This window comes from Sphingopyxis sp. (assembly GCF_965227415.1).
GTDB lineage: Bacteria > Pseudomonadota > Alphaproteobacteria > Sphingomonadales > Sphingomonadaceae > Sphingopyxis.
The window spans coordinates 3,329,586-3,354,403 of sequence record NZ_OZ245749.1 but is presented as its reverse complement, the minus strand read 5'-3'; the positions used below and the strand labels follow the sequence as shown (position 1 = coordinate 3,354,403).

23 protein-coding genes are annotated in these 24,818 nt (G+C 65.0%); 13 read left to right on the top strand and 10 right to left on the bottom strand.

The window, feature by feature from the left end:
- Positions 1–28: 28 nt before the first annotated feature.
- A complete protein-coding gene (locus ACO055_RS16305; protein ID WP_422059883.1) occupies positions 29–1,288 on the bottom strand; it encodes an EAL domain-containing protein in 1,260 nt (419 codons plus the stop codon).
- A 913-nt stretch (positions 1,289–2,201) separates the two neighbouring features.
- Here ACO055_RS16305 and ACO055_RS16300 point away from each other — a divergent pair.
- Together ACO055_RS16300 and ACO055_RS16295 are read left to right on the top strand one after the other, a co-directional pair.
- A complete protein-coding gene (locus ACO055_RS16300) occupies positions 2,202–3,230 on the top strand; it encodes a helix-turn-helix domain-containing protein (RefSeq protein WP_422059882.1) in 1,029 nt (342 codons plus the stop codon).
- 197 nt (positions 3,231–3,427) lie between these two features.
- Positions 3,428–3,709: a hypothetical protein gene (locus ACO055_RS16295; protein WP_422059881.1), complete on the top strand. Its 282-nt coding sequence runs from the start codon at positions 3,428–3,430 to the stop codon at positions 3,707–3,709.
- A gap of 48 nt (positions 3,710–3,757) precedes the next feature.
- Here the strand turns inward: ACO055_RS16295 and cobA are convergent, their stop codons facing one another.
- The 8 genes from cobA to ACO055_RS16255 all read right to left on the bottom strand — a co-directional run bounded on the left by cobA (position 3,758) and on the right by ACO055_RS16255 (position 14,786).
- Positions 3,758–4,543, bottom strand: a complete 786-nt coding sequence (gene cobA, locus ACO055_RS16290) for a uroporphyrinogen-III C-methyltransferase (RefSeq protein WP_422059880.1) — start codon at positions 4,541–4,543, stop codon at positions 3,758–3,760.
- Positions 4,533–7,127 (bottom strand): molybdopterin-dependent oxidoreductase, encoded by a 2,595-nt coding sequence (locus ACO055_RS16285; protein ID WP_422059879.1) that lies wholly within the window; start codon positions 7,125–7,127, stop codon positions 4,533–4,535. The genes cobA and ACO055_RS16285 overlap by 11 nt, the downstream gene beginning before the upstream one ends.
- A 336-nt stretch (positions 7,128–7,463) precedes the next feature.
- Positions 7,464–7,802 (bottom strand): nitrite reductase small subunit NirD, encoded by a 339-nt coding sequence (gene nirD / locus ACO055_RS16280; protein ID WP_422059878.1) that lies wholly within the window; start codon positions 7,800–7,802, stop codon positions 7,464–7,466.
- On the bottom strand, positions 7,799–10,309 hold the full coding sequence (gene nirB / locus ACO055_RS16275; protein ID WP_422059877.1) for a nitrite reductase large subunit NirB: 2,511 nt from the start codon (positions 10,307–10,309) through the stop codon (positions 7,799–7,801). The genes nirD and nirB overlap by 4 nt, the downstream gene beginning before the upstream one ends.
- Positions 10,309–11,511, bottom strand: a complete 1,203-nt coding sequence (locus ACO055_RS16270; RefSeq protein ID WP_422059876.1) for a hypothetical protein — start codon at positions 11,509–11,511, stop codon at positions 10,309–10,311. The genes nirB and ACO055_RS16270 overlap by 1 nt, the downstream gene beginning before the upstream one ends.
- Positions 11,512–11,513: 2 nt before the next feature.
- The gene (locus tag ACO055_RS16265) at positions 11,514–12,749 is read right to left on the bottom strand and encodes a nitrate/nitrite transporter (RefSeq protein WP_422059875.1); all 1,236 of its coding nucleotides are present in this window, start codon (positions 12,747–12,749) and stop codon (positions 11,514–11,516) included.
- 247 nt (positions 12,750–12,996) lie between these two features.
- Positions 12,997–14,208: a CmpA/NrtA family ABC transporter substrate-binding protein gene (locus tag ACO055_RS16260; RefSeq protein WP_422059874.1), complete on the bottom strand. Its 1,212-nt coding sequence runs from the start codon at positions 14,206–14,208 to the stop codon at positions 12,997–12,999.
- Complete coding sequence (locus tag ACO055_RS16255; RefSeq protein ID WP_422059873.1) at positions 14,205–14,786, bottom strand: ANTAR domain-containing response regulator; 582 nt, start codon at positions 14,784–14,786, stop codon at positions 14,205–14,207. Before ACO055_RS16255 ends, ACO055_RS16260 begins: the two co-directional genes overlap by 4 nt.
- A gap of 138 nt (positions 14,787–14,924) precedes the next feature.
- On the opposite strand from ACO055_RS16255, the gene ACO055_RS16250 reads away from it, so the two are divergent.
- From ACO055_RS16250 to ACO055_RS16200, 11 genes are all read left to right on the top strand, one after another.
- Positions 14,925–15,869 (top strand): LysR family transcriptional regulator, encoded by a 945-nt coding sequence (locus ACO055_RS16250; RefSeq protein ID WP_422059872.1) that lies wholly within the window; start codon positions 14,925–14,927, stop codon positions 15,867–15,869.
- A 152-nt stretch (positions 15,870–16,021) separates the two neighbouring features.
- Positions 16,022–16,732 (top strand): SDR family NAD(P)-dependent oxidoreductase, encoded by a 711-nt coding sequence (locus tag ACO055_RS16245; RefSeq protein WP_422059871.1) that lies wholly within the window; start codon positions 16,022–16,024, stop codon positions 16,730–16,732.
- A gap of 23 nt (positions 16,733–16,755) precedes the next feature.
- The gene (locus ACO055_RS16240; protein ID WP_422059870.1) at positions 16,756–16,992 is read left to right on the top strand and encodes a tautomerase family protein; all 237 of its coding nucleotides are present in this window, start codon (positions 16,756–16,758) and stop codon (positions 16,990–16,992) included.
- A 113-nt stretch (positions 16,993–17,105) separates the two neighbouring features.
- Positions 17,106–18,008 (top strand): LysR family transcriptional regulator, encoded by a 903-nt coding sequence (locus tag ACO055_RS16235; RefSeq protein ID WP_422059869.1) that lies wholly within the window; start codon positions 17,106–17,108, stop codon positions 18,006–18,008.
- Between the two features lie 136 nt (positions 18,009–18,144).
- Positions 18,145–18,939 carry an SDR family NAD(P)-dependent oxidoreductase gene (locus ACO055_RS16230; protein ID WP_422059868.1) on the top strand — a complete coding sequence of 265 codons (795 nt, stop codon included), beginning with the start codon at positions 18,145–18,147 and terminating at the stop codon, positions 18,937–18,939.
- A gap of 27 nt (positions 18,940–18,966) precedes the next feature.
- On the top strand, positions 18,967–19,377 hold the full coding sequence (locus tag ACO055_RS16225) for an organic hydroperoxide resistance protein (RefSeq protein WP_422059867.1): 411 nt from the start codon (positions 18,967–18,969) through the stop codon (positions 19,375–19,377).
- Between the two features lie 71 nt (positions 19,378–19,448).
- Positions 19,449–20,414 (top strand): alpha/beta fold hydrolase, encoded by a 966-nt coding sequence (locus ACO055_RS16220; protein ID WP_422059866.1) that lies wholly within the window; start codon positions 19,449–19,451, stop codon positions 20,412–20,414.
- 11 nt (positions 20,415–20,425) lie between these two features.
- Positions 20,426–20,854 (top strand): cupin domain-containing protein, encoded by a 429-nt coding sequence (locus ACO055_RS16215; protein ID WP_422059865.1) that lies wholly within the window; start codon positions 20,426–20,428, stop codon positions 20,852–20,854.
- Positions 20,851–21,318, top strand: coding sequence for a DUF6130 family protein (locus ACO055_RS16210; RefSeq protein ID WP_422059864.1), 468 nt, complete (start codon positions 20,851–20,853; stop codon positions 21,316–21,318). Before ACO055_RS16215 ends, ACO055_RS16210 begins: the two co-directional genes overlap by 4 nt.
- 240 nt (positions 21,319–21,558) lie before the next feature.
- Positions 21,559–22,917 carry an aromatic ring-hydroxylating oxygenase subunit alpha gene (locus tag ACO055_RS16205; protein WP_422059863.1) on the top strand — a complete coding sequence of 453 codons (1,359 nt, stop codon included), beginning with the start codon at positions 21,559–21,561 and terminating at the stop codon, positions 22,915–22,917.
- Between the two features lie 2 nt (positions 22,918–22,919).
- On the top strand, positions 22,920–23,714 hold the full coding sequence (locus ACO055_RS16200; RefSeq protein ID WP_422059862.1) for an enoyl-CoA hydratase/isomerase family protein: 795 nt from the start codon (positions 22,920–22,922) through the stop codon (positions 23,712–23,714).
- On the opposite strand, the gene ACO055_RS16195 is transcribed toward ACO055_RS16200, so the two are convergent.
- Positions 23,711–24,811, bottom strand: a complete 1,101-nt coding sequence (locus tag ACO055_RS16195) for an acyl-CoA dehydrogenase family protein (RefSeq protein WP_422059861.1) — start codon at positions 24,809–24,811, stop codon at positions 23,711–23,713. The two genes, ACO055_RS16200 and ACO055_RS16195, sit on opposite strands and share 4 nt — an antisense overlap.
- Positions 24,812–24,818 lie beyond the last annotated feature (7 nt).

The window sequence follows — 24,818 nt, the reverse complement described above, 5'->3', positions numbered from 1 at the left end:
CATGTTCCCATTGGCGGGTCCAAGAACCCTAACTCACCGCGCTGGTGCGTTCCGTTGCTCCCGCGCGGGCCCACGGGCGGGCGCTTGTCAGCGTTTGCCAATACCATCCCTGTTGCAGCGTACCGCCAAGCTCGGCGACGGCTTCGGCTTGCGCCGCGGTTTCGATACCTTCGACAACGACATGGACGCCCAGCGATTTGGCGAGCCCCAAAAGGCTGGCAAAGGTCGCGGTGTCGGCGTTCTTGCTCGCCAACCGACGAACGAAAAAGCGATCGATTTTCGCGATGCTCGGCTCGAGCGCCAGCAACTGGCGGATCGACGCAAAGCCGGTGCCGAAATCGTCGAGCGCGATGCGGCAGCCAAGATGCTGCATCGCGCGGACAAAATGCGCAGCATCGGCGAGCTGCGGCAAAGCCGCCGTTTCGGTGATCTCGATAATCAACCGGCGAGCGACGGCCGGATCATGCCGAAGCCGCTCCTGAATCGCCGCCCAGCCCGCGTCCTGCTGAACGCTTTGAGCGGATATGTTCACCGCGAGCGCCACGTCGGGAAACGCCTCCAGCTCCGCAACGATCACGTCGAACATGTGCCGATCGAGTATGCGCGCCAACCCGACCCTTTCCGCGCTCAGGATCGACGGAAACAGCGAGGCGACCTCGCCGTCGTCTTTCATCTCGCCGATCAGGGACTCGTAATAGAAGATTTCGCCCGCGACGCTAACGTCGAAAATCGGTTGCCAGCGCACGATCAGGCGGCCGCGAGGCAAGCCCGCTTCCTTGCACCTCAAAAGGTCGAACAGCTTGACGACGCAGCCCATGTCGGAGCGATAGGCCAGAGCCCAATCGTCGGCAGTTGAAATCGCGCCGCAGACAAATGGCTTTTCCTTGCCGCTTTGTCGTTCTCCCGACGCCAAATCGGTCGCCGACCAGTCTCCCGAGACCGCCACGTGGAATATGCCGGTGTCGCCCGCAACAGGTCGTACCGCCATCGCCAGGCAGAATTCGGCAAGCCATCGTTGGCAAAGCGTCGAACTCGGCCCGGTGCCAAGGAAGCGGTCGTCCAGAAGCCGGACCAGGATGCAGTCGCTTGAAACCCAGCTCACATGAGCATCGGAGCCGACGGCGTCTTTCAGCGCATCCTCGATGATTTGCATGGCAACCAGCGCCGACGCTTCGCCGAATGCAAGCCGGATATGAGCGTGATTTTCCAGCCGGAGCCTGAATTCGACATGGCGCCCGATGCGGTCAATCTTGCGACCGACGTGCCCGGATCCGATAGAATGCTGCATTGGCGACTCCGATCTGCCGGAGCGTCGTGTTGCTCCAGAATACCGCAATAGTCTCGCCAATTGCTCGGAAGGTTGGAATAAGCATAAGGTCAGATACTTTAACAATTTCCAATTTTATTCACCACTGTCTTAGCGAATATGGGCATTCTCGGCGACGCCCTTACCGTGTCGATGAAACCCCTACGCCAAACTGGTAGATATCTACCCTTTTCAGCAGAGGCGCTTGGCGACCGCAGCGCGATCACGTATTCGTTGCATAATTTGGGCAATTTTTCATGTTCTTCGCTCGCTCGCGGCCTGGCCAATCCGGACGAACCAACGACGGCCGCAACGCCTCGAAGGCGAGATCGCCATCACTTCCGGAATTGAAAAGTGATGACGACCGCGACCCACTCCGAGCACGGAAGGGGAAATGCGACGGAGCACACTGCAATTTTCTTGTGGCGGGACTACCAGCAAGTGCCCAGTTACGCTATCGTCACCAAACAAATAATCAACCAACAGATCCTAATATAATTTGATATCCCATAATAACATTCAGGGCCCGGCTTATCATTTAGATCGTCGGACACTCATAATGACATTATGGATAACCAGTTCGGCGCGGCGCTGTGGTCGATGGCGTTGAGGATGCCGCCCCATCTAAGGCGCAGCAGGTGGGCGGCCTAGCCGTTAGGGCAGGATCCCCGGCCGGAACGCTTAAATATTTGATCATCGGGAGAATGTCTCGCGGCGCCTCCGGGCCCCAGTATCGCGGCCAAGCCGAAGGATAGGGGAGCCGAAGTCTGCACCTTTCCCGGCTTCCGGGGCGGTGTCGGCGCGGCGTTTGGCGCGGCAATGGCGTCAGCCTCGGGCTGTTTTGCGGCGAGCTTTCCCGGCTCTTCCGACGTGGACTTCGACGAGCGAGGCACAGGTGTATGTGAAGACGGGCTATCAGGCACGGGCAGAAAGCCGGACGGTTCGCCCGGCGTCGCTGCACGGCCTCGCGGATGCGATTCGCGACATTGCGATGTTCAGAAGCGTCGATGCGTCGGGCGAACTGCTCACGATAGCCGATCAGATCACGATCCTCGCCGACGAGAGCCGACGCCTCGCCGGCGCCGGGAACCGCGACGGCGCAATAGCGGCGCTCGAACTCAGGCTCGCGCTCGGCCTTCCTTATCCCAAATGCGCCCAGCTTTTGCTCCTTCTGATGCAGCGGCCCGATCAATGGCAAAGCCGGGAAAGCCTGGCACGCCGACTCAATACCAGTCGGCAGAGCATGTTCGTGATGATATCGCAGATCAGAAGGGCTCTGTCGGAACTGGGCCTTCGCGATCATCTCGCGACGTTCCAGGACGGATATTATTTCTCGGGTGTCGCTATCGACGCGATCAAATCGCGCTGCGACCCGGCCCTTGCCGCATGGTGGTCGCCCTATATCCGCGCGCGGAAAATCGCGCCGGATTGCGGCGTTGATGCTGCGTCGCCGGGCGCATTGGCGGGCAGTTCGGACATGGCGGATACCGCGGGGGCGGGCGCTACGGGAGCGGACGCATTTTCCGGCGAGTCCGGCCATTCGCCCTTTCGCGAGCCGATGCTGCCCCAAAGCGTCATTGCCTGGCACCAGCTTTCGCGGCTGGGCCAGCGCGGGTCGACGCAGATGAAGATACTCTTCGTGCTGCTGCGACGGCGCGGGGAATTTGTCGCTTATCACCGGCTGGCCGCCGAGGTCGGTTGCACGTCCGGATCGCTCAAAGTGATGGTCAACCGGATTCGCCAAAAATTCTATGATCTTGGCTTCCCAAGCCCGATCGAGAACCGGCGCGTCCAAGGCTATCGCGCGATCGCCGCGGCCTTTGACCCAGACACGCGCCTCGGCGCCTTTCTTGCCGGGTTCGTTGAAGCGATCGACACCATCCCGCCCAGCCCGACGGAAGGCCAAATGGGATCGGTCCCTTGATCGATGCCGGCTACCGTTGATCCGGAATCGCGCCGTCGGTGACTTCGCGAACGCCACCGCAAACCATCGGCCCCCGGCAGCAGAACCGAACAGGGTCCGATCGACCAAAAGGGCTTCGAACGAACGCACCCGCTCACGATGCCGCCAGCGCGCGTCACGCCGATCATGGTTGCGCTTCGGCGTGCGAAGATTTCGCGATGTCGTCCTCGATAAGCGGACGCGCGATACTTGTCGGCGAGGTCACTGCAGGGTCGAGCGGTCAGCCGCGTTTCACCGACTGGGGCAACGGCATGAAGCTGTGGGTTGGCCCGCGCCGCCACTCGTTCCCCGACGGCCGCGAATTCGAAGGCGTCGGCATTCGACCTGATCGTCCGAATGCCCTGACGCCCGGAGTTTTTCAGCGCGGCGGCGCTGACATCACGCTCGCCGGCGCCGAAGCCATCGCTCGCGGCGATGGTGACCGTCGCCGCAGGAAATGAATGGCAATTAGCTGTGCATCTGCTGCCACAAAAGCGAATGAGGTAACGTCAGTGATGCCTCGTCCGCGCCATATCCGGGACACTGGCGGGCACGAGCTCCGCCATGGCCAGGGCTTTGCCGACCAGAATCAACGTCGGAGCAGCAGCAGCGAAGGATCTGGTCGCCAGTTCAAGCAGATCGAGCCGCGTCGCCAGTCGCCGTTCGTCCAGGGCGCTGACATGACAGGCGATCATCACCGGCATTTCGCCGGGCATGCCCGCCCGCATGAGGCCGCGCATGATCTCGGCCGCCGCGTCGCGGCCCATGTAGAAGGCAAGCGTCGAGCCGCCGCGCGCCAACGAGTCCCAGTCGATATCGAGCGCCGCGCCCCGTTTGCTGTGCGCCGTGACGAAGCGGACGTCGCGCGCGACCCCGCGGAGCGTGAGCGAAATCCCGGCTGAGGCGGCGGCGGCGCAGGCGGTCGTAATCCCGGGGCAGATGCGGACGGGGAAGCCGGCGGCACGGAGCGCGCCGAGCTCCTCGGTCGAACGGCCGAAAATCGACGGGTCGCCGCCTTTCAGGCGCACCACCCTCTTGCCAGCCGCGGCAGCGTCGATGAGCATTGGGTTGATTGTCTGCTGATCTTTCGAATGATGACCGGAACGCTTGCCCACGCTGACGCGCTCGGTGCTCGGCGGGATCAAGGCGAGCACGGCGTCGCCGACGAGGGCATCGTGAAAGATGACGTCGGCGCGTTCGATCAGGCGCACCGCCTTCATCGTCAGCAATTCGGCGTCACCGGGTCCGGCGCCGACCAGCCAGACCGTACCGGGCGCGAAATCGTCAGGCTGCATCGCTCGTCTCCTCCGCCAATATTCTTGCGAGGGCCGGACGGCACGACCCGCAATTGGTGCCGGCGCCGATCGCGGCGCCGATCGCGGCGACGTCGGCGAGCCCCTGGTCGCGGATGGCCGCCGCGATCGTCTTCATACCGATGTCGAAGCAGACGCAGATGACCGGACCACGGTCGGCCTGCGCGCCGGGGGCGCGGCCGGCCAGCAATGTCGGAGCGACATCGGGGGCGGTGAGTTGTGCGATCAGCCAGTCGCGCGGGGGCAGTTCGCCGCTTTCGGTGACGAACAGCGCGGCGGCAAGGCGGCCGCGCGCAACGACGGCGACGCGGCGCGTCCCGCGCGCGGCATCCTGCGCCTCGATCCGCTCGCCGCGTGGGAGCAGGGCCTCGATGGCCTTGAAGTCGCCGTTGCCGGCGAGTTCCCACAGCGTGCCCGAAGGGACCGCGACCCGCGTCGCCCACAGGCATTTCGGGGGAGCGTCGAGTTCGTGCGCCAGCAACAGGAAACCGCGCCATTTCGTGGCGACTGCCGCGATCGATGCGGGCGTCCGCTTGAAACCCGGCTGGCCCGAGACGGGGTCGACGAGCGGGCGCGAGAGCAGGCCGGTGCGCCCGCCGCTCGACGTCCGGTCGGTCCAGTGGATCGGGACGAACAGTTCGCCGGGGCGCTGGCCGGCGCTGACCTGGATGCGATAGATGCTGCCGCCCTGCGGGGTCTCGACGCTTGCAAGGCCGCCGTCGGTCAGCCCGAGCCGCGACGCATCGCCCGGATGCACCTCGACCAGCGGCTCCTCGCGATGGCGCGCCAGCTTGGGCGCGAGGCCGGTGCGCGTCATGCTGTGCCACTGGTCGCGGTAACGGCCGGTATTGAGCGTCAGCGGCCATTTGGCGAGCGGCGCGGGCAGGCTTTTTTGAACCACCGGAACCAGACGCGCGCGCCCGTCGTCGGTGGGAAAGGACCCGTCGGAAAAGATTTGATCGCCGCCCCAACGAAAGGGCGCCATATCGTCATAGGCAGCATGACCGCCGGGCGCTGCACCGGACAGCGCAAACCGGCGGCTGCCATCATTGTCATAGGTCGACAGGCGGCAATGCTCGCGCCAGATGTCGACGGGCCGGTCATAGGCGAAGGCGTTCTTCCATCCCATCCGCCGGGCGACTTCCTTGACGATCCACCAGTCGGGCATCGCCTCGCCGGGCAGCGGGAACAGCGCGCGCTGGCGACTGATCGTGCGGTCGCTGTTGGTGACGGTGCCGTCCTTTTCCCCCCATGCCGCGGCCGGCAAACGGACGTGTGCAAAGGCGCCGGTGTCGGTCTGTTCGATGACGTCGCTGACGACGACGAAGGGGCAGGTGGCAAGCGCGTCGCGCACGCTGTTCGCGTCGGGCATCGACACCGCGGGGTTTGTCGCCATTACCCACAGCGCCTTGATCCGGCCTTCGCCGATCGCGCGGAACATATCGACCGCTTTCAGGCCGGGCTTTTCGGCCATCGCGGGGGCGGCCCAGAAACGCTGGACCCGGGCGCGGTTCTCGGGCGCAAAATCCATATGCGCGGCAAGGGTCGAGGCAAGTCCGCCCACCTCGCGCCCGCCCATCGCATTGGGCTGCCCGGTGATCGAGAAGGGCGCCGCGCCGGGTTTGCCGATGCGGCCGGTGGCGAGGTGCAGGTTGGTGATCGCGTTGACCTGATCGGTCCCCGACGTAGACTGGTTGATCCCCTGGCTGAACATCGTGACGGTGCGCGGCGTGGCGGCGAACAGCTCATAGAAACGCCTGAGGTCGGCAGCCGGCACTTCGCATGTCCGTGCTACCGACCACAGGTCGTTCCCCTCCCCAAGCTGGTGCCAGAAATCCGCGGGCACCGCGACATGCGCGGCAAGATATTCCTCGTCGACCGCGCCCGCATCGCGGCAATGCTGGAGCAGGCCGTTCATCAGCGCGACGTCGCTGCCGGGGCGGATCGCGAGGTGGATGTCGGCTTCCTCGGCGGTTTCGGTGCGCCGCGGATCGATGACGACAAGCTTCGCACCCGCATCGCAGCGTGTGCGGATGCGCTGATAGACGATCGGGTGGCACCAGGCGGTGTTGCTGCCGACCAGTATGATCAGGTCCGCCGCGTCGAGATCGTCATAGGTCGCAGGCACGATGTCCTCGCCGAACGCGCGCATATGGCCGGCGACCGCGCTCGACATGCAGAGCCGCGAATTGGTGTCGATGTTCGCGGTGCCGATGAACCCCTTCATCAGCTTGTTGGCGACGTAATAATCCTCGGTCAGCAATTGGCCCGAGACATAGAAGGCGACGCTGCCAGGACCATGGCGCGCAATCGTCTCCTTGAAGCGTTTCGCGACAAGATCGAGCGCCTTGTTCCAGCTCGCGCGCTTCTGGCCGATCATGGGCGCGAGCAGGCGGCCTTCGAGGCCGACAGTCTCGCCCAGATGGGTGCCCTTCGAGCAGAGCTTCCCGCGGTTGGCGGGGTGGTCAGGGTCGCCCGCGATTTCGACCGTCCGCGCGCCCGTCACCGTCGCGCGGATACCGCAGCCGACGCCGCAATAGGCGCAGGTGGTGCGGATGGCGGTCATTTGGCCCGCCCATTGCCATGGCCGTTCCCCCGCGCAGGCGAGGGTCCATCCCCTGCCCGGGCGGCATGGAACAGGGGGTCGTTGAACATGGACACCGCAGGCGATGGGCCCCCGCCTTCGCGGGGGAACGCAAAGGGTGGGGCAAATGTCACGCCGCTATAGGCGTGGGTGGTGCGGATCGCGGTCATTTGGTTCGCCCATTGCCATGGCCGTTCCCCCGCGCAGGCGGGGGTCCATCGCCTGCCCGGGCGGCATGGAACCGAGGGTCGTTGAACATGGGCACCACAGGTGATGGGCCCCCGCCTTCGCGGGGGAACATGATGGAGGGGGCAAATGTCACGCCGCTGCCTTCAGCGTGCTCGCGCGGCAGATCAGCACGCGGCCGGCGTCGATCTTGACGGGGACAATCGGCGTGCAGCCCTTGTCGTCGCCGAGGGCCTCGCCGGTCGACAGCGAAATCCGCCAATTGTGCAGCGGGCAGGCGACCGCACCGCCGTGGACTATCCCCTGGCTGAGGCGCCCATGCTTGTGCGGGCAGCGGTCGCGCAGTGCAAAGACCTTGCCCTCGGCCGTACGAAAGACGGCGATGTCGTCGCCGCCCGCGACCTGAACGGTGCGGCTGCCGCGGACAGGAATCTCATCGACCCAGCCGATATCGAGCCAGTCGCCGGTCATACCCCAACCTCCTCTTTCAAAGCGCCCTCCTGTGGGGTGAAGCGCGCCATCGGCGCATGATGTTCGGCCTCGGCACCTTCGGCGCGCTGCGCCCAGGGGTCGTCCTGCGAAAAGCTCTGGGCATAGAGGAAGCGAGCGCGCAGCGCCTCGCGACCGGCATCGTCGTCGGCGATCCGCGCCTTCACATAATCGACCCCGACGCGTTCGATCCATGGCGCGGTGCGTTCGAGATAGCGGGCTTCCTCGCGGTAGAGCTGGATGAAGGCGGCGCAGTAATCCATCGCCTCCTGCTCGGTCGCGACCTTGCACAGGAGATCGGTGACGCGGACGTGGATGCCGCCATTGCCGCCGACATGCAGTTCGTAGCCGCTGTCGACGCAGACGATGCCGAAATCCTTGATCGTCGCCTCGGCGCAATTGCGCGGGCAGCCCGACACCGCGATCTTGAACTTGTGCGGCATCCAGCTGCCCCAGCTCATCCGCTCGATCTTGACACCCAGCCCGGTGGAATCCTGCGTGCCGAAGCGGCACCATTCGGACCCGACGCACGTCTTCACGGTGCGCAGCGCCTTGCCATAGGCGTGCCCCGATACCATCCCCGCGGCGTTGAGGTCGGCCCAGACTGCGGGCAGATCCTCCTTCTTGATCCCGAAGATATCGAGCCGCTGGCCGCCGGTGACCTTGACCATCGGCGCATTGAATTTTTCGACGACGTCGGCGATCGCGCGCAGCTCGGTCGGGTTGGTGAGCCCGCCCCACATCCGGGGGACGACCGAATATGTGCCGTCCTTCTGGATATTGGCGTGCAGCCGTTCGTTGACGAACCGGCTCTGCTGGTCGTCGACATAACCGCCGGGGAGCGCGCAGAGGAGGTAATAGTTGAGCGCCGGACGGCACGAGGAGCAGCCGTCGGGGGTCGTCCAGTGCAGTTTCTGCATCACCTCGGGGATCGAGCGCATCGTCTGCGCGACGATCTCGCGGCGGACGTCGTCATGGCCGAAGCTGGTGCATTTGCACATCGTCTTCGGCCCCGCCTGCACCTCGTCGCCGAGTGTCAGCGCGAGCAGATTTTCGACGAGCCCGGTGCAGCTGCCGCAGCTTGCCGATGCCTTGCAGGTAGCGCGCACCGCATCGAGGCTGTGTGCACCCTTGGCGATGCACGAGACGACCTGGCCCTTGGTGATGCCGTTGCAGCCGCAAATCTCGGCATCGTCCGAGAGCGCCGCAACGGCGGCCTTAGGGTCCGCGGCGCCCCCTCCCGAGGCGAAGGACTGGCCGAAGATCAACAGGTCGCGAAGGTTCGAGACATCCTCCTGCTTTTTCAGCAGGTCGAAATACCAGCCGCCGTCGGCGGTATCGCCATAGAGCACCGCGCCAATGATGCGGTCTTCCTTGACGATGACGCGCTTGTAGACGCCGCGACTGGCGTCGCGCAGCACGATATCCTCGCACCCGTCGCCGCCCGAGAAATCACCCGCCGAAAAGACGTCGATCCCCGACACCTTGAGCTTGGTCGAGGTCACCGAGCCGCGATAGCCGGTCGGCCTTTCGACCAGCCCGTCGGCGAGGCTGCGGCACATATCCCACAAGGGCGCGACCAGGCCGTAAACCTGTCCGTCATGCTCGACGCATTCGCCGACCGCGAGGACGGCGGGGTCGCTGGTGACCATATGATCGTCGACCTGGATGCCGCGCCCGACCGCGAGGCCGGCATCGCGTGCGAGGGCGACCGAGGGACGGATACCGACCGCCATCACGACAAGGCTGGCAGGGATCAGGGTGCCGTCCTTGAGCTTCACCCCCTCGACCTTGCCGTCGCCGACGATAGCCGCGGTGTCGGCGCCGGTCAGGATCGTCTGGCCGCGCGCTTCGAGCGCCTGTTTGAGCAGCCATCCCGCCGCTTCGTCGAGCTGGCGCTCCATCAGCGTCGGCATCAGGTGGACGACGGTGACCTTCATCCCGCGCAGGCTGAGGCCGTGCGCCGCCTCGAGCCCGAGCAGCCCGCCGCCGATCACCACGGCATCGCCGCCCCCGCTTTTTTTACCAGCATCGGCCGCGGCGAGCATCGTGTCGACATCGTCCATGTCGCGAAAGGCGATGACGCCGGGCAGGTCCTTGCCCGGTACCGGGATGATGAACGGATCGGAGCCCGTCGCGATCAGCAGCCGGTCATAGCTTTCGACCGTGCCGCTGCGCGTAGTCACGGTCCTTGCCGCGCGGTCGATCGCCGCCACCGGGTCGCCCGCGACCAGCGCAATGCCGTTCGCCGCATACCAGTCGGCATCGTTGATCACGATGTCGTCGAAGCTCTTTTCGCCCGCGAGCACCGGCGAGAGCATGATGCGGTTATAGTTGACCCGCGGCTCGGCGCCGAAGATCGTCACGCGGTAACGGTCGGCGTCGCGCGCGAGCAACTCCTCGACCGCGCGGCAGCCCGCCATGCCGTTGCCGATCACGACCAGATGATCGCGGGTGTCGGCTGCGGGCTTCAGGGGGTGATGTTCCATCAGAGCATCCAGTCCAGTTGGAGCCAAAATTTGTCGGTGTCGGTGGCAAAGCTGTCGGCGTCGTAGCGCGCGTAGCGCACCGAGCCGGCGATCTTGCCGAGCTTCGCGCTGGCGAGGAGGTCGATCTCGTCGCCATAGGTCCGGCTCGCGCGGTCGCTGCGATAGGCGTGATAGGCGGCTTGCACCGTCACGGCCTTCAGCGGGCCGAGCATTTTCCAGCCCCAGCCCGCGTTCGCATAAAGATCGCGCACGCCGTCGGGCGGGGTAACCAGGAACTTGTCGGCCCAGCCCTGAAATTTGAAGCCCGTCGCGAGCGGGGTCTGGAAGCTGGTCAGGGCAATCCCGTCGGCAGCGCCCAGCACTTCATAGCCCGCGCCGATCCGCGGGCCGCCGAAATCGACCGCGACATCGGCCAGGTAATAGTCGGCGCTGTAAGCGTTCGGATTGCGGTGCCAGTCCGACTGGCGGGCATAGCTCAGCTGCCACGCGATCTTCGCCTTGCCGATCGGCTTCGATCCGTCGAGCCGGGCGCCATAGCTCTGGCTCGACATGCGGAAACCCTGCATCGCGGCTTCGTCCTGGTCGATCAGATACGCGAAGCCGCTGAGCTTGCCGGCCGGCGTCTGCGCGCTGACGTTGCCAAGGATATTGTCGCCCGACACCGCCTGTTGCCGCGCGCCTGCGCCGTCGATGCCCCAGATGGTGCGAACGCTCCACGCATAGGCGATGTCGGCTTTCACACCCTTGAGGGGCGTGATCTCGGCGCGCACCGCGTCGAAGCTCTGGCCGTTCTGGCGGAAGCCGACGCCGCCGACGAAGCGTTCGTCGTCGAACGCGAGACGCTGGCGACCTGCGGTCATCGCAAAGCCGGGCGAGGCGTAACGAACCTGTGCGCGAGCAAGGGCGATGGTATCGGGGTCGGCAACGATCGGGCGGGTCGGGGGGCCATGGAGACCATCGAAATAATCGTCGATGATCGGCAGATTGCCTTGCCCTTCGACCAGCGCCGACCACGGCCCTGCCTTCGCCTCGACCCCGGCGCGGATGCGCAGGGTCAGGGCGTCGGCGTTGCGCGCCAACCCGTCCTGGTCGACGCTTTCATGACGCAGCCGTGCTTCGCCGAGCGGTTTCAGGACCAGGTCCTGGGCATGCGCGGCCCCGGCCGGCGCCAGCGCCAGCAGGAAGATGAGGGTGCGGGTCATGATCAGATCCGCACGCCTTCGGCCGCGCCCCAGGTTGCCCGCCACTGGCTTTTCACGAACAGCAGCCCGACCAGCGCGACCACCGCAAGTCCGGCGAAGATGTAGAATCCGGGGGCGAAGCTGCCGCTCCACTGCTTGGCGAAGCCGAGCGAGGAGGCGAGGTAGAAGCCGCCGACCCCGCCCGCCATGCCGACCAGCCCGGTCATCACGCCGATCTCGGCCGAAAAGCGTTGCGGCACGAGCTGGAATACCGACCCGTTGCCGGTGCCCAGTGCGAGCATCGCGATCACGAACAGGCCGAGCGCGGCGGGCAGCGTGTCGGCCTGGGGCACCCCGGCGAGGGCGAGCGCCGCGACGACGAACACCGCCATCAACGCGCGCACTCCGCCGATCCGGTCGGCGAGCGCGCCGCCCATCGGCCGCACCAGCGATCCGGCGAAAACGCAGGCCGCAGTGCAATAGCCGGCCATCACCGGGGTCAGATGGAATTGATCGGTGAAATAGATCGGCAGCGATGCGGCAAGCCCGACGAAGCCGCCGAAGGTGACCGAATAGAAGGCCATCAGCCACCAGGCGTCGGCGGTCTTGAGCGGTTCGAAATAATGCGCCAGCTTCTTCGGCGCGGGCGCGTTCGGCGCGTCTTTCGCCATCGCGAGATACACGAAGAAGACGATCGTCAGCGGGATGCAGGCGAGCCCCAGCACCGCGTTCCAGCCGAACAGCTTGGCAAGACCGGGCGCGAACAGCGCCGCGAGCACGGTTCCCGAATTGCCCATGCCGGCAAGGCCCATCGCCTTGCCCTGATGCTCGGGCGGATACCAGCGGCTGGCGAGCGGCAGCGCGATCGCGAAACTGGCGCCAGCAAAACCCAGTATCACCCCGAGCGCGAGCGTGCCTCCAAAGCTGTGAACCCCCATGACCCAGGCCATGAACAGTCCCGCGATGACCACCAGCTGGCTGATCGCGCCCGAACGCTTCGGCCCGATGCGATCGACGAGCAGCCCGTTGACGACGCGCAGCAGCGCCCCCGCAAGCGTCGGCACCGCTACCATCAGGCCCTTTTGAGCCGGGGTCAGGCCCAGATCTTCCGAAATCGCCGGCGCGAGCGGCCCCAGGATGACCCACACCATGAAGGCGAGGTCGAAATACAGAAACGCCGCGACCAGCGTCGGCCAGTGCCCGCTGGCCCAGAAACCCGTTTTTGCCCCGGCGCCGGCGCCGCTTGTCCCATTCGTCATCGTCCGTCCCCTTGTGCGACGGGCAATAAAAAAGCCGCCAGGACGGCGACCACGCGGGCGCATCCTGACGGCTTCATTGCCTGTTGGAGTGCGGGGAAAGGCTCCCCACCTGCCGCGCGAACCGGTCCCGTCGTTGGAGCCGTAGTCGCTTTATCCTGCCCCGGCATCCTTGCCGAGTGCGTCAAGACTGCCTGATTCGCGGCGCGGCCGCAAGCGGTTATTTCGCAGGTGCAGCATAATCGGAAACTCAGGGAAGATCAGCAAGATAACCCTGAATATCGTCGGGATCGAACGCACGACCGTCAAAGAAACGGTCGCTGCCGAGGAGCAGGCGCCCCTGCACCGAGCCGGCGCCGAGGGGCTCATCGATGCCGCCTTCGAGCTTTGAACTGGCGCCGGGAAGGGGCGCCCCCGACCCCGCCAGCGCGGCGCGATAGATGTCGGGACGGAACACCGCCGTGGCGGTCGTAGCATCCACGGCGGAATAGGGAACCCGGTCCCAGCGAAGCATCTGCGAATAGAGCCACGCGGCCTGACTGCGCCATGGGAAATTCGCCGCTTCGCGGTGCTGGAACATGAAATCGGGATAGTGGATCGGTTCGCCGCCGGGGACGAGGCGGATGTGATCGGTGATCGCGCGCAACACCGCATCGCGCGGCGCGTCCAGATATTCGGGCCGCGCCAGAATCCGTGCGCTTTCCTCTGCCGTGCCGGGCTGGACGAAATGGGCGGCGGCGGCGTGGAGCGCGCGCAGCAGCGCCTCGACCGCATCGCGCCGTTCATCGGCAACCGCCTCGCGCATCGCGAGCACTTTCTCGACGCCGCGCCGCCAGATCTGCGCGGTCGCGAGCGCGATATGGCCGACGCCGCGCTCGACCGCGATCGAATTCCAAGGCTCGCCGACGCAGATGCCATCGACTTCGCCGACTGCAAGCGCGTCGGCGGCAAAGGGCGGGCTGGTGACAACGATGTCGATATGGGTGTCGGGACGGATTCCCACCCCCGCGAGCCAGTATCGCAGCATGTAATTATGGCTGGAATAGCGATGGACGACGCCGAAGCGCAGCGGCGTTCCCGCGATTTTTCGCGCTGCTGCCACGCGCTGCAGCGCCGCGCCGATAACGGCCGGATCGCCCAGCGTTTCGCCCAGTCCGACATCCCGGGCGAGCTGGGTCGAAAACGTCACCGCATTGCCGTTGAGCCCGAGCACGAATGGCACCGCCATCGGGACCGCGGGCCGGTCGCGCCCGAGCGCGGTCGCGATCGCCAGCGGCGCGATCATGTGCGCCGCGTCGGTGTGGCCATAGAGCAGCCGGTCGCGCACCGTTGCCCAGGTCATGTCACGAACCAGTTCGATGCTGATCCCTTCGCGTGCAGCGAAACCCAGTTCATGCGCGAGGATCGGCAGCGCGGCATCGACCAGCGGCAGGAAGCCGATGCGGAATGTCTCGGCGCTCATTCGATGTCTCCCAAGAGCGCGTCGCTCGTGACGATCGCCTCGGCAATCTCGGCCATGCGGCGGTTGGTGCTCATCGCCTGTTTGCGCAGCAGCGCATAGGCAGCGGGTTCGTCGATCGCGCGGCGTCGCATCAGGATCGCCTTTGCGCGATCGATCGTCGCGCGCTCGGCCAGGGCATTTTTGGCTTCGTCGAGTTCGCGCTGTAGCCGGGAAAAGGCCTGAAACCGCCGCACGGCCAGGTCGATGACGGGCTTGATGCGCTGCTTCGAAAGACCGTCGACGACATAGGCCGACACGCCCGCGTCGATCGCGGCTCCAGTCGCTTCGGCATCGCTCTGGTCGACGAACATCGCGATCGGGCGCGCGAGGGCACGCGACATCGCAAAGAAATCCTCGAGCAGGTCGCGGCTGGGGTTTTCGAGATTGACGAGGATGACTTCGGGCTGCGCGGCTTCGATTTGCGCAACGACGGCTCCCGCCGGATCGATCAGCACCAGGTCGTCGAGACCGGCCTCGCGCAGACCATCCGAAATGATGGCGGCGCGCGTGGTACTGGTATCGATGATCGCGATCCTCATTCTCGCGCCCTTACGCTGCAGCGCACAAATCTGCTAGCAGGTTTCTCTTTTGCAAGCGGCGGGCAGGACCGAGAGCGGAACAGACGTTCGACGCTCGACCGATCGCTCGCCCCCCTGTAGCGTATGCAAGTTGAACCTATGTTCGGACGGGCAATGGACCGCATCGATGCGATGAAGATATTTGTGACGGCGGTCGATGAAGGCAGCCTCGCGGGCGCCGCGCGGCGTCTGCGCCGTTCACCGACCGCCATCAGCCGCGCTATCGCTTCACTGGAGACGCATGTCGGAGCCGAACTGCTCCATCGCACCACACGCAGCATCCGTCTCAGCGAAACGGGCCAGCATTATGTCGCGTCGTGCCGCCGCATCCTTGCCGAACTCGAAGAGGCGGACCTGCTCGCCGGCGGCGAGCGCGCGGCACCGCGCGGCCTGTTGACGCTGACGGCGCCGCCGATCAGCGGCGAGGAAATATTGCGCCCCATCCTCGACGACTTCCTCGACGCCTATCCGCTGGTCACCGCCCGCCTGTTACTGGTCGACCGGTCGGTCAACCTCATCGACGAGGGCGTCGATATCGCTCTCCGTGTCGCCGAACTGCCCGACTCCTCGCTGCTTGCAACGCGTGTCGGAGACGGGGTGCGCCGGGTAATTGTCGCGGCGCCGGACTATCTGGCTCAGCACCCGCCCATCGCCGAACCCGGTGATATTGTCGGACATCAAATCATCTCGCTGACCCATTTCGGTCTTGAATCCTGGGCCTTCGCTTCCGCCGGCAAGCCGGGCCCGCTGCGCACGGTCCACTTCGCGCCCCGCCTCATCGTCAACAGCGTGCGCGCCGCGGTGGCCTCGGCGGCCGCGGGCGGCGGGCTCACGCGGGTCTATTCCTATCATGTTGCGGAAGAGGTGCAGAAGGGCCGCCTGCAAGTCGTGCTGGCCGATGCCGAACCCGCCGTTCAGCCGGCGCATCTGCTGACACCCGCCGGACGGCGTGCCGTGCCCAAAGTGCGCGCGTTCATTGATTTCGCGGCCCCGCGCCTGCGTGCCGCCTTTTCCCGATTGGCGCTCGACGCCGAGGCGCTCTGACCATTATCCCGATATCCGGCATAATGTTTGCCGCTCTATCTGGATTATCGCCGAAACTGACCTGACCTAAATGGCCCCTGTCGACGCGAGATGCGCCGGCCGGACCAAGGAATTTGGCCCGCATAATCGCAAGACAAGGAAGGCCAAATATCATGAGCAACGGAAAGAAAGTCGTCGTCATCACCGGCGCATCGCAGGGAATCGGCGCTGCCCTCGTGGGCGCCTATCTCGATCGCAACTATCGCGTCGTCGCGACCTCGCGCTCGATCCAGCCGTCGACCAACCCCGACGTACTGGCCATCGCGGGCGACATCGGCGATCCCGAAACCGGTCCGCGCGTCATCGCAGCGGCAATGGAAACGTTCGGTCGGGTCGACACGCTGGTGAACAACGCCGGCATCTTCCTCGCCGGTGCGTTCACCGATTACAGTGCGCAGCAATATGCCGATGTCGTGTCGACCAATATCCACGGCTTCTACTACATCACCCAGGCTGCGATCGCGGCGATGGAAAAGCTTGGCCGCGGGCATGTGGTCAGCATCACGACCAGCCTTGTCGATCATGCCCTGTCGCAGGTGCCATCGGTCCTCGCATCGCTGTCGAAAGGCGGGATCAACGCCGCGAGCAAGAGCCTGGCGATCGAATATGCGACGCGCGGGATCCGCGTGAATGCGGTGTCGCCAGGCGTGATCAAGACGCCGATGCACACCGCCGAAACGCACGACTTCCTGTCGGCGCTACACCCGGTCGGCCGCATGGGCGATATTTCGGACATCGTCGAGGCCGTGCTATATCTGGAAAACGCCGGTTTCGTGACGGGCGAAATCCTCCATGTCGATGGCGGCCAGTCGGCCGGCCACTGACCGGGCGCGAGAGGAGACAGATCATGCCGATCGTAACCGTACAGGTCACCAAGGAAGGCACCGAAGCCGGCGTCGACCATGTGACTGCCGAGCAAAAAGCCGCCATCTACAAGGGTATGAGCCAGGTCCTGTTCGACGTGCTCAAAAAGCCGCCCGAATGGACGTGGGTCATCTTTCAGGAAGTCGAGATGGAAGATTGGGGCTGGGGCGGAATGCCCGTCGCCGAATACCGCAAGAAACTTGCCGGTCCTCCAGGCTGAGCCAGGACGCCGCGCGCGCTTCACCCGCCATCGGCTGCCGATGGCGGGTGCTTCGCGCTATATCGACCGGGGAAAATCCGCTATTCAGCGTGCCTAGCAAAAGAGGAAGCGACATGGATCGGCTCGACGCCATGCGGGTCATTCTGGCGGTGGTTGACGCAGGCAGTCTCTCGGCGGGAAGCCGCAAGCTGAACGCGCCGCTCCCCAGCGTCAGCCGCAAGGTCGCCGAGCTCGAACGACATCTCGGGACCAATCTCCTCGTTCGTACCAGCCGCAACATCCATCTCACCGACGCCGGCCGCGACTATGTCGAAGCCGCGCGGCGGATCATCGCCGACCTCGACGACGCCGAGCGGCGCGCATCGGGCGAATATAGCACCCCGCGCGGCGAACTGACCGTCACCATGCCGGTCGAGTTTGGCGCCCTTCATGTGATGCCGATCGCGCTGTCATTCATGGCGGAATATCCCGAAGTCACGCTGAAGCTCGTAACATCCGATCGGCTCGTCCATATGATCGACGAACAGGTCGACGTCGCGATCCGCCTCGGCCATCTGGCCGATAGCGCGCTTTATGCGGTCAAGGCGGGTGCCTTTCGTCTGATCACCTGCGCCAGCCCCGATTATCTCGAACGGCGCGGCACACCGACCGATCCGCGCGAGCTTTCCGAGCACGACGGCGTCCTGTTCGGCACCCAGCAAATGTTCTGGACCTACTGCGTCGACGGCGAGGACATGATCTGCTCCCCCCGCCCGCGCATCACCGTCAACAGCGCTGCGGGCAATCTCGCCGCAGCACTCGGCGGTGTCGGGATCGCGCGCCTCTTCGATTATCAGCTATCGGGGCAGATCCAGTCGGGTACGCTGGTGCGCGTCCTTCCCGACGGCGACAGCGAACCGCGTCCGGTGCATATCGTCTATCCTCGCCAAGGGCTGCTCCCGCTGAAAGTGCGCGCCTTCATCGACTGGACGACACCGCGACTGCGCGCCGCATGCACGGGCTTAGACTGCGCCTGACCCGGCCTTGCCCGGATTGAGAGGCTCGCTCTCGCTTTCGCCCGCTACCGGCATTTTCCCGCCCGACTAAATCGCTCTGGTCCGCCCCGTCCATCCCGGCCGGCCGGCATCCATCCCTTGTTGAAGAGGAAGAGCGATGAACGAAGCAAAGGGCACTGCCCTCATCACCGGCGCGTCGAGCGGGATCGGCGCGCTATACGCCGACCGCCTGGCCCGCCAAGGCCATGACCTGATCCTTGTGGCGCGCAATGCCGACAAGCTCGAACAGGTGGCGAAGGCGATCCGGACCGCGACGGGCCGACGGATCGACACGCTGCCCGCCGACCTGGCGAACCCCGGCGACCTTCGCCTCGTCGAAGCACGGCTGGCGAACGATCGCAACATCACCCTGCTGGTCAACAACGCCGGCATCGGATCGACTGCCCGGGCGCTCGACGCCGATGTCGACACGATGAGCGCCATGGTATCGCTCAACGTCGAAGCGTTGATGCGCCTCACCTATGCCGTCGTACCCGCGTTCGTGGCGCGCGGCCGGGGTACGATCGTCAACATCGCCTCGATCGTCGCAGTGGCGCCCGAGGTGCTGAACGGCGTCTATGGCGGAACAAAGGCCTTTGTCCTCGCCTTCAGTCAGAACCTGCACCGCGACCTCGATGGCACGGGCGTCAAGGTCCAGGTCGTTCTTCCCGGCGCTACCGCGACCGATTTCTGGGACATCGCCGGCACGCCCGTCGAGCATCTGCCCGGCGAGATCGTCATGCGCGCCGACCAGTTGGTCGACGCGGCACTGTCCGGCCTTGCGCGCGGCGAATTCGCGACGATCCCCAGCCTTCACGACGAATCCCGCTGGCACGCCTTCGAGACCGCCCGGCAGGCCATGGCGGGCGAACTGTCCACCAGCACCCCTGCGGCCCGATATCTGGCCGCCTGACCCCCAAAGCATAGCAGGAGTAAAATCATGTCACAGACCATCGTTTACACGGGCAAGACCCACACCACCGGCGGCCGCGACGGCGCCTCGCGCAGTTCTGACGGCGAACTCGATATCGCATTGTCGCCTCCGGGCTCGACCCGCGCCGGCACGAACCCCGAACAGCTTTTCGCGGCCGGCTGGTCGGCCTGCTTCCTCGGCGCGATCGGCAAGGCTGCCGCCGAACACAAGCTCCGGCTGCCCGCCGACGCCGCAATCGATGCCGAAGTCGATCTCGCGCTCGACGACGGCAGCTTCTCGCTGATGGCGCGTCTCAACGTCAGCCTGCCCGGCATCGACCGCGACACGGCCGAAACGCTTGCCGCCCGCGCGCATCAGATCTGCCCCTATTCGAAAGCGACGCGCGGCAACATCGGCGTCGAGATCAATATCGTCTGACCCTCCCCACGCCGTCGCGCTCGTCACAGGCCGAGACGCGGCGGCTTTCGACCCATGAAAGGATCTGGCTCATGCCGAAACTCCTGCCGACCATCGCCGCCGCACTGGCGCTCGGCGCCTCCATCGTTCCCGCCGCCGCTCAGTCGGCAACCACGCAAAAGACGACGACTGAAATCGGCTATGTCGAAATCGATCGTGACATCTCGCTGCGGCACATGATCGTTCGCGGCACCCATCCGAAAGGCGTCGTCCTGTTGCTGCACGGCTTCCCCGAAACGATCCACGCGTGGCAGGGCGTGACCGACGAACTTGGTGGCGAATTCGAGGTGCACGCCTTCGATTGGCCCGGCTTTGGGTTCTCGTCGCGTCCCTCCGCCGCGAGGTTCGGCTACGGTCCGCGCGATTACGCGCGCGTTCTGCGGCAATATATCGACAAGGCCGGCATCGACCGGTCGAGGCTGACGATCTATGCGACCGACATAGGGGCGCTTCCGGCGCTTCTCGCCGCTCTCGACGAGCCCGATATCGCCCGGACAATCATCGTCGGCGACTTCGCGCCCTTCGACCGGCCGGATTATATGCAGGAGCGGTTGCAGGCGCTGAAGTCCCCCGAGACGGGCGAGCAGGTCCGCGCCCAGTTCAACGCGACGCGCGACGAGATCATCGAAAACGCATGGCGCCGCGGGTTCAAACCCGAAGAGCAGTTCGGGATCTCCGCCATCTTCAAGGCGGACATGACCGCGGCGTGGAACCATGGCACTCTGACCACCGCCGACGCCTTCGCGCGCTATTATGCCCAGTTCACGCGCGACCAGAATTATTTCGAGGCCAACCTCGGAAAACTGCAGACGCCGGTGAAAATCGTCTGGGGCGCGCGCGACATCTATATCGACAAGGCAATGGGAGTAGAATTCGCCGCACGAGCCGACTCGAAGATCAGCATCCTTCCTGGAATCGGCCACTATCCGCATCTCCAGAACCCGCGCGAGACCGCCGCGGAAATCCGATCGGCCACGGCCGACGCCGTCAGCAAATAAGGAAACCGATGATGACCTTCACCGCCCTCTTTGCAATTCTCGTCGCCGTCGCGCCGGCCAATCCGTCGGCGATGCCGCCCGCGGGAGTCACACGCACCGACCTTCAGCGGCATGATCTTTCAATCGACGGTCGCGAGACCATCCAGGCCCGCATCGACGTCGCTCCAGGCGCGGTCGCGCCCTGGCATCGCCACCCTGGGGAGGAAGTCATCTACGTGATCGAGGGCACGCTGGAATATCAGCTCGAAGGGCAGGCGCCGGTCACGATCAAGGCAGGCGAGGTCCTGTTCGTTCCCGCAGGCGTCGCGCATATGGCGCGCAACCGAACCGCCGGCAACGGCGCCGAACTGGCAACCTATATCGTCGAGAAGGGCAAGCCGCTGCTTGTCCCCGTCGATGAAGCAACGCTCGTGTCCAGCCGGCCGGAGAAATCGGAATGATCCGCGCAATCCTGATCGCCGCCCTTGCTTTCGCTTCGCCCGCGACCGTGGGAGCTCAATCTACCGAAGCCGGGCGCGAAGCATCGCAATTCGTGCCGATAGAAAATGAGCCGCCCGCCGAACTGTTCGTCGATCCGCCGCTCGCCGGTCCGCTGGCGCGGGGCGCGACGATCATCCCCTACCGAACCAGGAATTTTCGCATCCTGCCGATTTTCGGCGCGGCAGCGGTCGACGTTTCGCCGCGCGCCGGGCATCTCCACGTCAGCGTCGATGATCTGCCGTGGCGGTGGGCCGACGCCGGCGACAATGGCGCGGTCGTCGTCAACGGCCTCCCCGCCGGTCCGCACAAGATCCTGATCGAACTCGCCACGCCGGAGCATGAAGTTCTGACCGGAAAGTCGGTGACATTTGTCGTTCCGGCCTCGAAATCCGAACCATCCGACAAGCCGTTGCACGATCATTAGATTGGTGAATTCTGGCCGATTGGAGACTGGCAGCTTTGGGACCTTTTTCGACGTGAGCAGACAGTCGAGGACGGCTTCCGCAACGCCGGCAGCAGGCTTTCCCTTGCGAGCTTGCCGCGTGTCGCGCGATGGAGGGATTTTGTCGCTGCATATCAAGACGGTTACGAACGGCACATTTTAGTCTCGGCGCACCATGGAAATAGTCGCGCAATCGCGTGGCGCACCGGAGCCCGAACGCCGATGCCGACCGACAAATATTCGCCCGACGAAGTGCGCGACGATTTCGTTCCCAAAGAGGTATATTACGCGCAGGATTTTGCCGATCTGGAGGGAGAGAGGCTCTGGCCGTTCGTCTGGCAACTGGCTTGCCGCGCCGAAGAGCTTCCGAATGTTGGCGACTATGTCACCTATGATATCGTCGACGATTCGATCGTCGTCATCCGCGCCAGCGAAACCGAAATCAAAGCCTATCACAATGTCTGCCCGCACCGCGCGCGGCGGCTGACCCAGGGTTGCGGCAACAACAAGCAGTTCGTTTGTCCGTTTCACGGCTGGCGTTTCGGGCTCGATGGGCGGAACATCAAGGTGATCGACAAGGGCGACTGGGGCGACTGCCTGAAGGACGAGGATATCAAACTGTCCGAAGTCCAGTGCCAGTCCTGGGGCGGCTTCGTCTTCATCAACATGGACGCGAACGCCGAGCCGCTGCTCGATTTCCTGTCGCCGATGCCCGATTATTGCGAGAAGTTCGAATTCGAAAAGCTGCGGTTTCAATGGTATAAGACGGTCGTGATGCCGTCGAACTGGAAGACCGTTCTCGGCTTCTTCAACGAATTCTACCATGTGCAACAGGCGCATCCGCAATTGCTGGAATTCACCGACGATTATTCGAACAGCGGCGAATTCGGCCGCCATTCGCAGACATGGTTCGAATCCGAAGGCGCGCTGCCGTTCCGCCGGTCTCCGCGCCTTCCCGCGCGGCCCGAGCCGCCGATGAAGGACCATATCGTCACCTTTGCCGAGCAATATAGGGAAGACCTTCGCACCATGCTGACGCCGCGCAACTATGCGGCGGCGATGCGCGTGCGCGACGAGGTGCCCGCCGAGACCGGGGCGGTCGAGACGCTCACCAAATGGGCCGAGTTCCAGATGGAGGCAGCCGCGGCCGACGGGTCGGGTTGGCCAGAGGGGCTGACCCCGGATTATATCGAGCGGTCGGGGCTCGACTGGCATGTCTTCCCCAACACCATCTTCCTGCACGGATTCGTCGATGGCGTGCTCTGGTACCGCGTGCGGCCCAACGGGCGCGATCCCGAGAGCTGCATCTTCGATATCTGGTCGCTCGTCCGCTATGGTCCCGGACAGGAACCGCCGCTCGAACGCGAATTTTACGCCGACTGGCGCGACGGCGACTGGGGACTGATTTTCCGTCAGGACTTCGAGAATATCCCCGAAGTCCAGAAGGGCTTCAAATCGCGCGGCTTCAAGGGCGAGCGCACCAACCCGGTGCAGGAGCGATCGGTGTCGAGTTTTCACCGGGTCTTGCGGCAGTTCCTGCGCGACCCCTATGACAAGCCGCCGGTTACGCGGACAAGATGAGCATGGCGATGTACGAGCAATATGCCTTCATCCGGTTCGAGCGGCGCGGCCGCGTCCTGACCGTGACGATGGACAGCCCGCCGCTCAATGCGGTGGGCCGCGCGCTCCATGACGAGCTGTCTTACGTCTTTCTGGACGTCGCACGCGACGAGGATTGCGATGTCATCGTCCTGACCGGCGCGGGGCGTGCCTTCTCGGCCGGCGCGGATTTGCCCGGATTGCTGAAGGCGACCGAGGACAAGGCGCTGCGCACCGCATTGCTGTCGCGCGCGCCCGCGATCGTCCACTCGCTGCTGAGCCTCGAAAAGCCGATCATCGCGAAGGTGAACGGCCATGCGATGGGGCTGGGGGCGACGCTGGCGCTGCTTTGCGACGTGGTCATCGCGTCGAATGATGCGCGCATCGCCGACCCGCATGTCGGGATAGGCCTGTCGGCGGGCGACGGCGGCGCGCTGATCTGGCCGCAACTGATCGGCTATGCCCGCGCGCGCCACCACCTGCTGACCGGCGACCCGCTGACCGCGCCAGAAGCCGAAGCGATCGGGTTGATCCACAAGGCCGTTGCAGCCGACGCGCTCGACGCGACAGTCGATGCCTATGCCGACCGGCTGGCGAACGGCGCGACGATGGCGATCCGCGCAACCAAGCGCTCGATCAACATGGAACTGTGCCGTCAGGCGATCGCGACCGCCGAAGCGCATGCGGGACTTGAATCCTATACGATGGCGTCGAACGACCACCATGAAGCGGTGCTCGCCTTCATCGAGAAACGCGCCCCGCTGTTCAAGGGCGACTAGCCCGCCAATTCCATGTAGCGCGCCAGATGATACTCGACGTCGCCAAAGCGGCGTTCGGACACCATCACGCGGCGCAGCGCATGTCCGACGGGATATTCGGTGGTCATCCCGATCCCGCCATGCAGATGCACCGCCATGCCCGCAATCCCTTTCGCCGCGTCAAAGGTCTTGACCCAGCAGCTCGATACCGCGCGCCGCCGGTCGTCGCGCACGCCGCGATGAAAGGCGGCGATGGCATTGTAAAGGCTGGAGCGGATCGAGTCGGCATCGATATGGATCTCGACGATGCTGTGCTGCAGCGCCTGGAAATTGGCAAGCGGCTGGCCGAACTGGGTGCGCGTCTTCAGATAGTCGGCGGTGATCGCAACCGCGCGTTCCAGCGCGCCGAGCGCGTCGGCACACAGCGCCAGTCGCGCTTCGTCGAGGACATCGTCGATCGCGTCGAGCGTCGCGATGCCGAGCAAGGCGTCGGGGCCAAGCTCGAGCCGTTCGAACCCGACGTCGGACGCGCCGCCATCGTCGATCGTCGCATAATGCGACGCCGCGACCGCCGCATCGTCCATCGCGACGTCCATCGGGACCAGAAACAGGCCGATCGAACCGTCGTCGAGCCGAGCCGGAACAAGCAGCGCGTCGGCGCCGGGCCCGCCGGCGATCAGGCTTTTGGCGCCCGACAATCGATATCCGGCGCCCGACGCTGCGGCGCGGGTCTCGGGCTCGATCGAATAGCGGCGGCCGGGTTCGTACAGCGCCGGGGCGAGGCGTCGTTCGCCGCTCGTCATCGCGGCGAGAAGGTCGAGGCGCTGCTGTCCGCTGGCGACCAGATCGACAAGCCCGATCGCGAGGATCGCCGATGCGACATAAGGCTGGAGCGATAGCGCGCGACCCATTTCTTCGGCGAGGATCAGCACATCCTCGATATCGCCGCCCAGCCCCCCCGCATCTTCGGGTGCCAGCAGCGCAAGCCAGCCGAGATCGGCATAGCCCTGCCAGGCCGTCGGCTGGTCGCCGCGACGCCGGGCGGCAAAATCATCCGCCAGATAGCGCCGCGCGCCGTCGCGCAGCATGTCCTGTTCCTGGCTCGGGGCAAAATCCACTTGATCG